The organism is Streptomyces sp. CB01249 (assembly GCF_001905735.1).
Taxonomy (GTDB): domain Bacteria; phylum Actinomycetota; class Actinomycetes; order Streptomycetales; family Streptomycetaceae; genus Streptomyces.
In genome coordinates this window covers 716,555-729,102 of the sequence record NZ_LISW01000003.1, presented here as the reverse complement: position 1 = coordinate 729,102, position 12,548 = coordinate 716,555, and the positions used below count along the sequence as shown (strand labels likewise).

14 protein-coding genes and 1 CRISPR repeat array are annotated in these 12,548 nt (G+C 71.7%); of the genes, 5 read left to right on the top strand and 9 right to left on the bottom strand.

The window, feature by feature from the left end; all coding sequences use genetic code 11:
• Window positions 1–111: 111 nt before the first annotated feature.
• A complete protein-coding gene (locus AMK18_RS18940; protein ID WP_073863658.1) occupies window positions 112–624 on the top strand; it encodes a GNAT family N-acetyltransferase in 513 nt (170 codons plus the stop codon).
• A 30-nt stretch (window positions 625–654) separates the two neighbouring features.
• On the opposite strand, the gene AMK18_RS18935 is transcribed toward AMK18_RS18940, so the two are convergent.
• The 3 genes from AMK18_RS18935 to AMK18_RS18925 form a co-directional block, all read right to left on the bottom strand.
• On the bottom strand, window positions 655–861 hold the full coding sequence (locus tag AMK18_RS18935; RefSeq protein ID WP_073863657.1) for a DUF397 domain-containing protein: 207 nt from the start codon (window positions 859–861) through the stop codon (window positions 655–657).
• A gap of 141 nt (window positions 862–1,002) precedes the next feature.
• Window positions 1,003–1,215: a DUF397 domain-containing protein gene (locus tag AMK18_RS18930; protein ID WP_073863656.1), complete on the bottom strand. Its 213-nt coding sequence runs from the start codon at window positions 1,213–1,215 to the stop codon at window positions 1,003–1,005.
• Entirely contained in the window at window positions 1,212–2,051 is an 840-nt protein-coding gene (locus AMK18_RS18925) for a helix-turn-helix domain-containing protein (protein WP_073863655.1), read from the bottom strand. Before AMK18_RS18925 ends, AMK18_RS18930 begins: the two co-directional genes overlap by 4 nt.
• A gap of 440 nt (window positions 2,052–2,491) precedes the next feature.
• Between AMK18_RS18925 and AMK18_RS18920 the strand changes: the two genes are divergently transcribed.
• Entirely contained in the window at window positions 2,492–3,667 is a 1,176-nt protein-coding gene (locus AMK18_RS18920) for a methyltransferase domain-containing protein (RefSeq protein ID WP_073863654.1), read from the top strand.
• A gap of 322 nt (window positions 3,668–3,989) precedes the next feature.
• Here AMK18_RS18920 and AMK18_RS18915 read toward each other — a convergent pair whose 3' ends face one another.
• On the bottom strand, window positions 3,990–4,877 hold the full coding sequence (locus AMK18_RS18915; protein WP_073863653.1) for an LppX_LprAFG lipoprotein: 888 nt from the start codon (window positions 4,875–4,877) through the stop codon (window positions 3,990–3,992).
• A gap of 305 nt (window positions 4,878–5,182) precedes the next feature.
• A CRISPR array of direct repeats spans window positions 5,183–5,455; the repeat unit is 29 nt; unit sequence CTGCTCCCCGCACGCGCGGGGATGGTCCC.
• Between the two features lie 105 nt (window positions 5,456–5,560).
• Here AMK18_RS18915 and AMK18_RS18910 point away from each other — a divergent pair.
• Window positions 5,561–6,481 (top strand): aminoglycoside phosphotransferase family protein, encoded by a 921-nt coding sequence (locus AMK18_RS18910; protein WP_073863652.1) that lies wholly within the window; start codon window positions 5,561–5,563, stop codon window positions 6,479–6,481.
• A gap of 53 nt (window positions 6,482–6,534) precedes the next feature.
• Here AMK18_RS18910 and AMK18_RS18905 read toward each other — a convergent pair whose 3' ends face one another.
• The gene (locus tag AMK18_RS18905) at window positions 6,535–6,885 is read right to left on the bottom strand and encodes a hypothetical protein (protein WP_073863651.1); all 351 of its coding nucleotides are present in this window, start codon (window positions 6,883–6,885) and stop codon (window positions 6,535–6,537) included.
• A gap of 27 nt (window positions 6,886–6,912) precedes the next feature.
• Here AMK18_RS18905 and AMK18_RS18900 point away from each other — a divergent pair, with 27 nt between their 5' ends.
• A complete protein-coding gene (locus AMK18_RS18900) occupies window positions 6,913–7,107 on the top strand; it encodes a hypothetical protein (RefSeq protein ID WP_073863650.1) in 195 nt (64 codons plus the stop codon).
• Here the strand turns inward: AMK18_RS18900 and AMK18_RS18895 are convergent.
• Window positions 7,104–8,384 (bottom strand): amidohydrolase, encoded by a 1,281-nt coding sequence (locus AMK18_RS18895; RefSeq protein WP_073863649.1) that lies wholly within the window; start codon window positions 8,382–8,384, stop codon window positions 7,104–7,106. The two genes, AMK18_RS18900 and AMK18_RS18895, sit on opposite strands and share 4 nt — an antisense overlap.
• 174 nt (window positions 8,385–8,558) lie before the next feature.
• Here AMK18_RS18895 and AMK18_RS18890 point away from each other — a divergent pair, with 174 nt between their 5' ends.
• Entirely contained in the window at window positions 8,559–8,729 is a 171-nt protein-coding gene (locus AMK18_RS18890) for a thiazolylpeptide-type bacteriocin (RefSeq protein ID WP_018105658.1), read from the top strand.
• 110 nt (window positions 8,730–8,839) lie between these two features.
• Here the strand turns inward: AMK18_RS18890 and AMK18_RS18885 are convergent, their stop codons facing one another.
• From AMK18_RS18885 to AMK18_RS18875, 3 genes are read right to left on the bottom strand one after another with little or no spacing between them, the layout of a single operon-like run.
• On the bottom strand, window positions 8,840–10,792 hold the full coding sequence (locus AMK18_RS18885; RefSeq protein ID WP_073863648.1) for a TOMM precursor leader peptide-binding protein: 1,953 nt from the start codon (window positions 10,790–10,792) through the stop codon (window positions 8,840–8,842).
• Window positions 10,789–11,544: an ABC transporter permease gene (locus tag AMK18_RS18880; protein ID WP_073863647.1), complete on the bottom strand. Its 756-nt coding sequence runs from the start codon at window positions 11,542–11,544 to the stop codon at window positions 10,789–10,791. The genes AMK18_RS18885 and AMK18_RS18880 overlap by 4 nt, the downstream gene beginning before the upstream one ends.
• Entirely contained in the window at window positions 11,541–12,536 is a 996-nt protein-coding gene (locus tag AMK18_RS18875; protein ID WP_073863646.1) for an ABC transporter ATP-binding protein, read from the bottom strand. Before AMK18_RS18875 ends, AMK18_RS18880 begins: the two co-directional genes overlap by 4 nt.
• Between the last annotated feature and the right edge of the window lie 12 nt (window positions 12,537–12,548).

The window sequence follows — 12,548 nt, the reverse complement described above, 5'->3', positions numbered from 1 at the left end:
CAGTGTCCCCGCACGCGCAGGGATGGCCCTCCGTTTACCTGGCCTGCTGCGCCTGACGCCTTGGGCCCCGCATTCCGCGCGGCCCAAGGCCGCCCACGTACCCTGGCCGCCATGCCCGCCCACCCCGAACCCCTCAGCCTCCACCCCCTCGCCTTCACGTCCGGCGAGATCCGCGAAGTCGTCGCCCTCTACGCCAGCAACCCCGCCTACTGGCGCGCGGCAGGCGAGTACGACCCCGGGGACATTCAGGCGGAGGCGGTTGAGGCCGATCTCAGGGCGGAAGTCGCTGCGGAGGGCGGCGAGGTGTTGGTTGGCAGGGATGAGCAAGGACGGCTCGTCGGGGTCGTTTGTCTGCTCGGCCGGCATCCGAAGGACGGGCTGCCCTGGATCGGGCTGCTCATCGTGGACGGTCACTCCCGCCGTACGGGAATCGGTCGGCGGCTCGCCGGGCTGGTCGAGGAGCGGTTCCGGGGTGAGGGACGGAGCGGCATCCGGCTCGCCGTGCTGGAGAACAACCCCGACGCCCTCGCCTTCTGGACCTCCCTCGGCTGGCAGGAGATCGACCGCCGCCGCGACCTCGCCCACGACCGCCCGTGCATCGTCCTGCACAAGTCCCTGGCCTGAGCGGGGGCGCGGCGCCCTGCCGCCGGTCGCTCAGGCCGCGTCGCCCCCTCCCGCCCTGACACCCTCCACGAACGACGAGAACGCCTCGGTGGAGACCGACAGAGCGGGGCCGCCGGTTTGCTTGGAGTCGCGGACGGGAACGGTGCCGGTCCTGGCAGCGACGTTGGCTGCCACCTCGAGGCAGTCGCCGCCGTTCGAGCTGTACGAGGACTTGTACCAGCGGGGTGATTCGGTCATCGTTCGTGCCCCTTCGCGTCTGGTTGCTGTCGGCCTCAGGCAAGGGTAGGCCGCTTCCGCCCCGATCTCGGAGGCGTACCGGCAGCGAAAGCCCCACCGCGCGCGGCGCGGTGGGGCTGTGTAGCAGCGGCTCGTCGTCCCTCAGACGCGGCCGAACTCCCCTGCCCTGACACCTTCCACGAACGACGAGAAGGCGTTGGTGGAGACCGACAGGTTCGGGCCGCAGCCGCCCTGCTTGGAGTCTCGGACGGGGACGCTCCCGCTCGTGGCGGCGAGGTTGGCTGCCACCTCGACACAGGCGCCGCCGTTCGAGCTGTACGAGGACTTGTACCAGCGGGGGGATTCGTTCGTCACGGGGCGCCCTTTCTCAACTGACTGATCATGGCCAACGACGCTGCTTTGGACAGCGTCTCGCCCTGAAGCTGATGGTAGGCCGTGAGCATGGGCACCACGGACGACGGTTCCCGGTCGACGTACCCCTGCATCTGCGACTCGGCGTAGGCGACAACGGACCGGTCGGCGAGGGTGAGCAGGTAGACGGGCCGATCGAACGCCCGTCGGGCCCCTATGGCGAACGGCGCCACGTGAACGAACCAGTTGGGGAGCGAGGCCAACTCCTCCAGCCGTTCCAGTTGGGCCTTCATGACCTTCGGACCGCCGATGGCTTGCAGAAGACAGCTCTCGTCCATGACGACGAACACCATCGGTGGTCGGGGCCTGACCAGCGCGGCCTGCCGTTCCAGCAGGACCGAGACGCGCTCGTCTGCCTGCTCGGGTGTGATTGAGCCGCGCTGCAAGTCCCCCTCGGCCACCGCCCGCGCGTACTCCTGGGTTTGCATCAGGCCAGGAATGATCCCGACCTCGAACAACCGGATCTCCACCGCCCGGCCCTCGTAACCGACGTACTCCGGGAAGCCCTCCAGCAGGCTCCCGTGCTTCATCTCGCGCCACTCGCGCTCGAACGAGTCGGGCGTGCCGACGAGTTCGAGGGCTACGTCCAATCTCCGCGAGAAGGGCAGGGTTGCGGATTTACGACCAGTTTCGATGGCGGAGACGTGCCGCCCCGTGCAGCCGACCATCGTGGCGATGTGATCCTGAATCCAGCCGCGAGCCTCACGCATCCTGCGTAAACGCGCGCCGTACGCCGCCTGCGGAGACGCGTCCGGATTCAGCTCCTTGATGTTGACCAATATGCCCTCCCTGGCTGCCACGTTGATGACATTGCGAGGCTAGGTCACGCTGAACGCGTCTGGTAGTGAAACCGCTACGGAGGGACACGAAAGCGTGCCTGTCGAAGAGCATGGAACCGCGCCGGCCCCCGGCCCACTCCCCGTCCGAACCGACGAAGAACCCCCGAGAAGCGAGCTGCGCGGGGACCCGGACATCTCGCGTTACGCGTCGCTCGCCGCGTTCCCGCCGTGCCGGTGCGGGGCTCCCATCTGCCCGGATGGCCCGTCGAAGGCCGGGGCGTCGTCGGAGGACCTCCTCGTACGCGTACGGGAGACGAACGCGATGCACGCGAAGTACCGGCTGTGACGGCGCGGGCGCCGGGACGTCAACACGCCGCCCGAGAAAGGCTGAACGGAGTGGACGAGGTCATGAACGGAACGACGAAGGGCCTGGCGGCGGCATGAGTGAGCAGACGGTGAGCGCGTACGCCACGCGCGAGGACGTGGCGTACGCGCTCACGACGGGCGGCGTACTGAAGACGGGCTGGCTGGACGCGTATGCGCGGGTGCCCCGGCAGGCGTTCTTACCGGACACGATCTGGCCGTACGACATGGCGGCCGGGAGGGCCGTCCACGTATCGCGGACGGAGGATGCGCAGGCGTGGCGCGGGTATGCGGACGCGGACGTGCCGGTCGTGACGCAGTGGGACGACGGGGAGCACACCGGCCGCGAGCCGGGCCGGGTGTCGACGTCGTCGGCCTCGATGCCGAGCGTGGTCTTCCGGATGCTCGACGCGCTGACGGTGGACGACTACTGCCGGGTGCTCGAAATCGGTACAGGGACGGGCTGGAACGCCGCGCTGCTGGCGCACAAGGTGGGGGAGGGCAACGTCGTCAGCGTGGAGGTGGACGAGGCGGTGGCGAACCGGGCGCGCGACGCCCTGGCCCACTTCTTCGGAGCCCCGGTGGAGGTGATCCACGGCGACGGGCGCGCGGGGGCGCCGGGGCGGGGCGTGTTCGACCGGGTGATCGCGACGTGCGGGGTGCGGGAGATCCCGTACGCGTGGGTGGAGCAGACGCGGCCCGGGGGTGTGATTGTGGCGCCGTGGGGAACGGACTTCAGTCCTGCCGACGCGGTTCTGCGGTTGACGGTGGACGCGGAGGGGAAGAGCGCGAGCGGGCGTTTCACGGGCCCGGTGGAGTTCATGAAGCTGAGAGCGTACCGGTCGGCCCCGATCGACCATGAGGCGTACGCGCCTGGCCCGTTGCCCGCCCCGGAGACGACGACCTCGGACGCGGCGAGGGCCCTGTCGGCAGCCGACCGCTTCAGCCCGCTGCCGTTCGCGTTGGGCCTCCGCGTCCCCGCGTGCACGTACATCGCCGCCGAGAAGGTGCGGGGCGCCCAACCTCACTGGTTCTACAGCCGAAACGACCGGTCCTGGGCGTGCGTCCTGGTGGAGGACGGGGAGCCGGCGGCTCGCGTGTGGCAGCGCGGTGAGCGGCGGTTGTGGGATGAGGTGGAGGGTGCGTATGCGTGGTGGGTGGAGCGGGGGAGGCCGGGGTGGGAGCGGTTCGGGGTGACGGTGAGGAGGGTGGGGGAGCGGGTTTGGGTGTATGAGGTGGGGGAGCGGGTGTGAGGGGGCGGGCTGACGGGAACGGGTCTGCTTGAGCTGGTGGTTGGCCTACACTGCGGGGTCTATGCCAGCTGTGGGGCTGTTGGGGTGGTTATGCCGGAGTCCGCGAAAGTGGTCGGAAACGCCACGCACTCGAGGTAAGCCCGCAGGTCACGCAGTCTGCTCCCCGCGCGTGCGGGGATGGTCCTTGGTCCATGATGTCGCCCATGTACTTCGCGCTCTGCTCCCCGCGGGTGCGGGGATGGCCCTACCTCCAGCTCCGCTCTCCGCGGAAGGCCCCACCGCGCCCGGACGGGGTGGGGCCTTCCGCCGGACAGCGCGTCTGTCAGGACCGCTGGCCGCCCGCCTGCTCGACGACCTTGTCCGTCACGTCAACCGTGTCCCCGGCGGGAGGCGCGTCGACATCGACGTCGGTTCCGAAGTCGCTGAAGTCCATGACGACCTTCGCCTTGCCCCGGTTCGCCGAACCGGAGTCCTTCGCGCCCCCGGCCGGCTGCGCGGCGATTTCGATCTGCTGGCGGCGCATCAGTCCCTTGCCATCGACCCACAGGTCCACCGGCACCGTCTCGCCGAGCTGTTCGCGCAGCTTCCGGGCCTGCGCGGCGTCGCCCTTGGCGAGCTTGTCGATGTCCAGGTCGACCTTGTAGTGGGTCGTCGCGACACCGCCCAGGTTCTCCGTACCGACCTTCTTCACGTCCTTCTCGGACAGCGACTTGGAGTAGGCGAAGGAATCGGTCGGATCGCTCACCTGGCTGCTTCCAGCGGCCCCGGAGGTCCGCAGCTTCTCCATGTCGATCTTCATCCAGCTCTTGCCGCCAGGCAGGCCGCCCTCGCCCTTCGGCGGCTTCTGGTAGATCATCTTGTCCACGACCCGCTGCTCCAACCGCTGACCCGACTGCTCCATGGTCAGCTTGCTTTCCCCGTCCTCGAAGTCCATGACGCCGGAGCCGGTGACCGTCTGGCTCTGCCCCTTGGCGGTGACCGAAGTCGTGATCTTCACGCGCGCGGACCCGGCCTCGGTGGTCTTCTTGTTGGTCGCCTGTACAACCTGCGAGGGCGACGAGTCGGCCGTCTTGCCCGCCCCGGAGGGCTTCGCGTCCTTCGCGGCGTCGCCCTTGTCGTCCGACCCGCATCCGGCAAGCGCGGCAACGGCCAGGAGACCCGCCACTCCGTACGCAGCCACCTTGGTCCCCCGGGTCTTCACGTTCGCCATCACTGCAGCCTCCCCAAACCGAAACCGTTACGTCAGGTATGCGCCCGGTGCCCGGAAGGTGATCCCGCATGCGAAGCGGCTGCCGTTCTACGCCAGCCGCAGTAGTTCGCGTCCAGCCGGGCTTTCCGATGCGCGCAGGCGTGGGGAGGCTGGGGGCGCACTGGGCGAACGGGCAGGCTATCCAGAGGTGTTGGCGTACCCTTGCCGCGTATGCCTGACGTGTGATTGTTGAGATGGATATGCCGGACTGTGTGAAAGTGGTCAGAAACCGCGCCTTGACTCGATAGACCCGCAGGTCAGCGAGTCTGCTCCCCGCACGCGCGGGGATGGTCCCCACTACTACGGGCCCGTCACCCAGGACTCCCGCTGCTCCCCGCACGCGCGGGGATGGTCCCCTGGCCGCCGGAATGGTCACGGGCAACGTTCACTGCTCCCCGCACGCGCGGGGATGGTCCCGCCGCGAGCGATGAAATCGGCACTCCGTATTCCTGCTCCCCGCACGCGCGGGGATGGTCCCCACATGCGGTCGGCGGCGGTCTCGGCGCGCTCCTGCTCCCCGCACGGGCGGGGATGGTCCCGGGTTTTCGCAGCGTCTCGCCGAGGGCCTGACCTGCTCCCCGCACGCGAAGGGGCACCATCACCCACGCAGCGCCCGCCCAAGCCCCCCGGCTACGCTCCCCGGCATGACCGACCCTCAAGCCCGGGCCGACTTAGCCCCCGACCTCATCCGCTCCCTCCTCCGCGACCAGCACCCCGATCTCGCCGAGCTCCCTCTCAGCCTTGCCGCGCGGGGGTGGGACAATCAGTTGTGGCGGTTGGGGGACGGGCTTGCCGTGCGGTTGCCGTGGGCGACCTCGTCTGCTGATGAGTTGTTGTTGAAGGAGCATGCCTGGGTGCCCGGGCTGGCGCCCGGGTTGCCGTTGCCCGTGCCTGTGCCTCAGCGGCTGGGCGTGCCGTCCGAGCGGTTTCCGCGGCCCTGGTTGGTCACCACTTGGGTGCCGGGGGAGCCGGGCGATCGGGTTCCGGCTACGCGGGGCGAGGAAGCGGCCGATGGTTTGGCCCGGTTTCTCAGTGCTTTGCATCAGGTGGCTCCGGATGGGGCGCCCGCCGGGCGGGGGCGGGGTGGGCCCCTGGGGCCCTACGGGGAGCACTTCGGGCGGGCGCTCGGTGCCGTTGCCGAGCGAGGGCTCTTCGTGGATGCGGACGGTGTTCGTCGTGTCTGGGAGGACGCCGTCGCCGCCCCCGACTGGGACGGGCCCGCGTTGTGGCTTCACGGGGATCTGCATCCCGCCAACGTGCTGACCGCCAACGGCACGTTCTGCGGGGTCATCGACTTCGGTGACCTCTTCGCCGGCGACCCGGCCTGCGACCTTGCCGCCGCCTGGATTCTGCTTCCGGACAACGGCGTTGACCGGTTTTACGCCGCGTACGACCCCGCCCCGGATGTGGCAACTCTTCGTCGTGCCCGTGGCTGGGCTGTGCTGCGCGCGCTGAGTGGGCTGCTCATCGCGGACGACGGTGACCGGGGGCTCCCCAACGGGAAGTCGACGTGGGGGCCGCCCGCTCGGAGGTCACTGGAGCGGCTCGTCGCTTCTCTGCGGTGAGTGAGGCGAGTGGCTTGCGTTGCGGAGCCCGTAAGAAGTGAGTCAGTGGGGCTCTACAGCCAGCGTTGTGCCGCCTCCACGCTGTCCCCGCCCGTGGTGTTGAACGCGATCGCCGCCTGGGGCGCGTGGTGGCGGATGAGGTTGACGGTCTGCTCGAAGAGGGGGAGCAGCGGTGCGGCCTTGCGGATTCCGCCGCCGATGACCACGACGTCCCAGGGGCGTTCGGTCAGGGCTGTGACGAGGGTGGGTTCGGCCGCGTCGTTGAACTCGACCAGGGTCATGGCCGCGTCGATGCCGTGGTCGGCGAAGCGTGCGAGCTCCGCGTCGAGCGCCGTGCGCAGGGCGTTTCCGTCGACACCGGGGATGGCTTGGGGGTCGTAACCGACGACCAGTGCGGAAGGCATACGGTCAGACTACGGAGGGCGGGGAGCATGACTGAAGGTGCGTGGGACGACGACCGCGCCTATGACGACGCCGTCCGGCGTGCGCGGCGCGCGACGCGGGTCGGCTGGACGGCCATCAGCGCCACGGTGACGGCGCTCGGTTGCGCCGCCGTCGTGGTCGCCGGGGTGTGCCTGGCCGTGGCCGTCGGCTGCATGTACGTCGTCGTGTCCATGAACCGCTAGGCCGTGCCCCGGTGCCCCGCCAGCCGGTCCACCGCCGCCGCCGTGAGCGCCGTGATCGCCGCGGGCAGTGCCGTGCGGATCGCGGGGGCGAAGTGGGGGGAGTGGTTCGGGGGGATGTTCGCGCCGCTCGTGGCCGCCCACTCGCGGGGGCTCGTGGTCCCCAGCATCCAGTACACCAGCGGGATTCCGGTCTCGCCGTGGAGTTCGCGGCCCGCGTCCCCGTAGAGGGCGAAGTCCTCGGCGGCCAGCGACGGGGGCCAGCCCGTGACGCGTGCCGGGCCGTACAGGGCGGTGTGGGCGGCGCGGACCGCGTCCGTCGCGGCCGGGTCGCCGTGCAGGGCCGGAGAGCGGGAGAGCACCGTGAGGTCCGGGTCGCGGGGGCAGGCCGACGCCGCGCACTCCGCCCGGACGATGCGGTCCACCGCCGCCAGCGCCCGGTCCAGGGTGTCGTCGGTGAGGGCGCGCAGGCCGATGCCCAGCTCGGCGGTGTCCGGGACGATGTTGACGGCCGTCCCGGCGTGCACCGTGCCCACGGTGAGGGAGAGTTGCTCGGCGGGGGCCGCCTCGCGGGCGACGACCGTCTGGAGGCGGCCGATCACCGCCGCCGCCGTGACCACGGGGTCCACGGTGAGCTGCGGGGTCGCCGCGTGGCCGCCCCGGCCGTGGACGACGACGGTGAGCGCGGCGCTCGCGGCGGCGACCGGGGCGTGCGGGCCGCCGTGCGCGATCAGCCCGGCCGGGAGCGGGGCGGCGTGCTGGGCGAGGACCGCGTCGGGCCTGCCGAACCGCTCGTACAGGCCGTCCGCCAGCATGGCCCGCGCCCCGGTCAGGGTCTCCTCGGCGGGCTGGCCCACGACCACGAGGGTGCCGCGCCAGTGCTCGGTGGTGCGGGCCAGCAGGTCCGCCGCGCCGGTGGCCGCCGCCAGGTGGAGATCGTGGCCGCAGGCGTGCATGGCGGGGCCGGTGCTCGCGTAGGGGAGGCCGGTGAGCTCCCGGAGCGGCAGCGCGTCGAGCTCGGTGCGCAGGTAGACGCGGGGGCCCTCGCCGTTGCGGAGGACGCCGACGACGCCGTGGCCGCCGATGCCCCGGGTGACGTCGAGGCCGGCGGCGGTGAGCCGGTCCGCGAACAGGGCGGCGGTGCGGGCCTCCTCGCCGGACGTCTCCGGGTGGCGGTGGACGTCCAGGTAGAGGGTGAGGGCGGGGCGGATCGTCTCCTGGGTGAGGGTTGGGGACAGGGCGGGGTGGGACGCTTTCCGAGGTGCGGTCAGGTGGGTCAACGAAGGCTCCTGGCGTGCTCGTCGGGGCCGCTGGCGTCGCGTGCCAGCGATGTGTGTGCGGGAGGCATGCCGAGCGGTGAGCGGCGGGCGGTGGAATGGGCGACGTACCCCCCGCCGGGGCGTACGTCAGGTGGTGGCCCCCGGACACGGTGGCCCCGGACTGGAGGAGACACCATGGAGAAGAACCTCAGCACCCTCGCCGACGAGATCCTTGAGCTGGAGGCCGAGACCTTCGAGATCTCCGACTACTCGGACGCCAGCGAGGTCGTGCTCGCCGGTTCCACCAGCTGCAGCTCGACCTCGACCTGCAGCTCCACCACCAGCACCACCTCCTGCACCGCCTGATCGGGCGATGCGCGCGCCCGGTATCCGTCTCCCTTCCGGACGGATACCGGGCGTTTCGCCGTCTCCGGGCGGTGTACGTGGTCCCGGCCGCTGTACGCGGTCGCGGGACGTTACGGGAACGGGTGCGGGACCATGCGCATCCCGGCCTCCGTCAGGTCCGTGGTGCGGTGGCCGCCCCGGCGGAGCGCGGTGCGCAGGCGGGGCATGAAGGGGGCGCGGCGGCGGTTCCAGCCGAAGTCGATCGGCAGGAGCCCGGGGGCGAGGGTGGCGACGGTGCGCAGGCCCATGCGCTCCTGCTCCGGGGTCGTCTGGTCGACGGCGATCACGTCGTGCCCGGCGCGGGCGAGTTCACCGATGACGGCGCCCAGGTCGTCGCGCAGGTCGCCGGTGCGGGGGCGGCCGGTGGCCTCCCAGTCCCGGTAGACCTCGCCGAAGGGGCGTACGGCCAGGGGGTTGAGGTAGCTGTCGGCGTGGGCGGTCATCCGGGGCAGGCCGTAGAGCTGGGCGTGGTCCTTGAGGTGGCGTACCCGGTCGAAGTCGTCGGCCATCGCCTCCAGTTCGTCCCGGCGCTCCTCGGTCTGGCGGGAGAGGTGCGGGATGTACGTGAGGACTTCGGACAAGGCGCCCTCGACGGCCGCTCGCGGGTCCAGCGAGGCGGCCGCCGCGAAGGAGAGCGCGCCGAGGCCGCCGTCGCGGCGTACGGCGAGCGCGGTCACCACGGGGACGGCCAGGTCCACGCGGTTGTCGAAGGCGTGGACGTCGTAGCCCTGGAGCGCGGCGCGTTCGGCCATGGCGGGCGCGGCCCGTCCGCCGACGGTGGCCAGGTCGATCTCGGTGAGCCGGGCGTTGCCGTACCAGGCGTTGAGGAAGGCGTCCCGTTCGATGAGTTCGAGGAGCCCGCCGAGCACGGCCTCCTCCAGGCCGCCGCCGATGGCGCAGCCGTTGGAGCACTCGAAGACGAAGTTGTCGGCGGCCAGCCCCGCGCTGTAGTAGACGAGCCGGGACGGGACCAGGACGGGCTTGTCGTCGCGCAGCGACCAGCCCCACTCCCACGGGATGGCGCGGTCCGGGTCGAAGGGGTCGACGAGCGGGTCGTCGCGGTAGGTGCGCGGCTCGTAGAGGCCGCAGACGACGGGGTCCACCGCGTCGGCCCGCAGCTCCGTCCAGGAGCCGGTGACGGGGGTGGTCCGGCCGCGCCGGTGGGTTCCGGCGTAGCGTTCCAGGCCCTCCAGGAAGGCGAGGACGCGGCTGGTGGAGAAGGAGTTCTCCTGGCCGCTCCAGGTGACGTCGTTGAGCCCGGCGTAACCCCGTACGAAGACGCTTCCCGCGACGGGCGCGGTCGTCGGCGAGGTGACGTCGGACCAGGTGCCGCCGCCCAGCATCCCGCAGACGGGGTTGGCCAGGGCCTCTTCCGGCAGCGGGTACGAGGACGCGGGGCGCAGCCGGTAGCCGTCCGGGTCGGGCTTGGGGCGGGCGACGAGGGTGAGCGGGCGGGGTTCGGCGGCGTGGGGCGGCGGGGCGCAGTCGGGGCAGCGGGGATCGGCGAGCAGGGGGTACGTCCGCACCTGGAGGGTGGCCAGGTCGAGGCGGGTGACCTGGGGCAGGAGCCGGTCGGCCGGGCCGGTGGCGGGGGGTTCGGCGCCGGGGCCGTCCAGCAGCGCGCGGCACAGCGCGGCCACGGCGTCGTGGGCGTGCTCGGTGAGCAGCGGCCAAGTCCCCGCGGGGCGGGGGCCGTCGGGGCCGCCGGTCTCCAGGGCGTCCCGCTCGCTGCGGCTGCGCAGGCGCTGCCAGCGCATCGCGAGACAGCGCCCGCAGGCGGGGGCGGTTCCGTCGCCGCCCCAGGGGCCGATGAGGACGGCGGAGGCGGTGAGATGGACACGGGCGCCGGGGCGTTCGGCCGCCCAGGGGTCCGGGGCGCCCCGGTCGCCGAGGGCGTCGGTCGCGTCGGTGGCGCCGACCGGGACGACGGGGACGTCCCGCCCCGTCCGGGCGGCCAGCGCGGTGCGGAGCACGGTCCGGGCCGCCTCCATGGGGGCGGGGGCGGTGCGCGTCGGGGCACTCATGAGGACCTCGTCCAGCGGAAGGTCTTGACGGCGACGGCGCCGAAGACCACGGCGAAGACGACGAGTCCGGCGCAGCCCACCCAGACGTCGGAGGCGTCCCCGCGTCCGGCGATCGCGTGGGACACGGCGTCGTTGAGGTAGCGCAGCGGCAGGACCACGGAGACGTTCTGGAGCCAGGACGGCATCGAGTCCAGCGGGAAGAAGGAGCCGGAGAGGAACGCCATCGGCAGCATCAGGAAGTTGGCGACGGCCGCGACCGACTCCGGGGTGTCGGCGAACGAGCCGATGATGACGCCGAGCAGCAGGAAGGTCGTGACACCGAGGAGGAGCACCGGGATCAGCAGCGGCCAGCCGGAAGCGGGCCGGAGGCCGAACACCGGCAGCATGGCGACGCCGACGAACAGCAGCGACTGCACGGCCCCGACGACCAGGGCGAGGACGTAACGGGAGCCGATGACGGCGGAGAGCGGGGCCGGGGACATCCGGATCAGGCGCAGGATGTCGTCGTTCCGCCACTGCATCAGGGTGAACGCGATACCGAAGACGGCGGCGTTGGCGACGCCCCAGGACAGGACGCCGGCGGCGGTGTACGAGAGGTAGGAGAGGCCGCTCTCCTCGACGTCCTGGCCCCGGAAGATCAGGCCGAAGACGACGAGGAAGAGGAGCGGGAAGGCGAAGGTGAAGAAGAGGGTGCTCTTGTCGCGGATCTGGGCGCGGTAGCCCGCTGCGGCCAGTGCGGCGTAGGCGCTCATGGCTGGTGCTCCGTGGTGTCGGCGTTCCGGTGGGGGGCGTGGGCGGACCGGGTGAGCCGGGCCGTCAGGTCGAGGTAGACGTCCTCCAGGCCGGCGGTGCGGGTCTGGACGCCGTCGAGACCGGTCAGCTTGTCGACGGCGCTGAGGACCTGGCCCGCCTCGCGGGTCTCCAGGACGAGGGAGCCGCCCTGGACGGTGACCCGGTCGACGCCGGGGATGGCCGCCGCCTCGTCCTCGCCGAGGCGGCCGAGCGGCAGCATCAGCCTGGTGGCCGCCTTGAACCCGCCGACGAGGTTGTGCGGGGTGTCGGTGACCGCGACCTTGCCGTCCACGAGGATCGCGATGCGGTCGCAGAGTGCTTCCGCCTCGTCCAGGTGGTGGGTGGTGTAGACGATGGTGCGGCCCTGTGCCTTGAGGGCGCGCAGCACCTCCCACAGATCGCGGCGGGCCTGCGGGTCGAGGGCTGCGGTGGGCTCGTCGAGGAAGATCAGCTCGGGGCCGTGGACGAGGGCGGACGCGATGGCGAGGCGCTGGCGCTGCCCGCCGGAGAGGCTTTCCACCTGGATGTCGCGCTGCTCGGTGAGCCCGACGGCCTCCAGCGTGGCGTCCACGGCGCTCAGCGGGGCGCCGTAGAGCGCGGCGACGGTACGCAGGTGCTCGTGTGCCCGCTGCCGTACGAAGAAGGCGGAGGACTGGGTCTGGACGCCGACCCGGGGCAGCAGCGCGGTGTTGCGGGGCCAGGGGGACTCGCCGAACAGGGCGACCGTGCCGCTGTCGGCCCGGCGCAGCCCCTCCATGATCTCCACCAGGGTCGACTTTCCGGCGCCGTTGGGGCCGAGCAGGCCGAAGAACTCGCCGCGGCCGATCTCCAGGGACACGTCGTCCAGGGCCTGGCGTTCTCCGTACCGCTTGGAGACGTGCCGTACGTGGACGGCGGGGCCCGGGGCGGTGGCCTCGCCGGGGGTGGTGGGCATCGCCTGTACCTCATTCATGTGGTGCGTGGT

Coding starts and splice junctions, on each gene's coding strand:
- AMK18_RS18885 (WP_073863648.1), bottom strand. CDS start 10,792: ATGAGTGCCCCGACGCGCACCGCCCCCGCCCCCATGGAGGCGGCCCGG.
- AMK18_RS18900 (WP_073863650.1), top strand. CDS start 6,913: ATGACTGAAGGTGCGTGGGACGACGACCGCGCCTATGACGACGCCGTC.
- AMK18_RS18935 (WP_073863657.1), bottom strand. CDS start 861: ATGACCGAATCACCCCGCTGGTACAAGTCCTCGTACAGCTCGAACGGC.
- AMK18_RS18910 (WP_073863652.1), top strand. CDS start 5,561: ATGACCGACCCTCAAGCCCGGGCCGACTTAGCCCCCGACCTCATCCGC.
- AMK18_RS18875 (WP_073863646.1), bottom strand. CDS start 12,536: ATGAATGAGGTACAGGCGATGCCCACCACCCCCGGCGAGGCCACCGCC.
- AMK18_RS18890 (WP_018105658.1), top strand. CDS start 8,559: ATGGAGAAGAACCTCAGCACCCTCGCCGACGAGATCCTTGAGCTGGAG.
- AMK18_RS18880 (WP_073863647.1), bottom strand. CDS start 11,544: ATGAGCGCCTACGCCGCACTGGCCGCAGCGGGCTACCGCGCCCAGATC.
- AMK18_RS18940 (WP_073863658.1), top strand. CDS start 112: ATGCCCGCCCACCCCGAACCCCTCAGCCTCCACCCCCTCGCCTTCACG.
- AMK18_RS18915 (WP_073863653.1), bottom strand. CDS start 4,877: ATGGCGAACGTGAAGACCCGGGGGACCAAGGTGGCTGCGTACGGAGTG.
- AMK18_RS18905 (WP_073863651.1), bottom strand. CDS start 6,885: ATGCCTTCCGCACTGGTCGTCGGTTACGACCCCCAAGCCATCCCCGGT.
- AMK18_RS18920 (WP_073863654.1), top strand. CDS start 2,492: ATGAGTGAGCAGACGGTGAGCGCGTACGCCACGCGCGAGGACGTGGCG.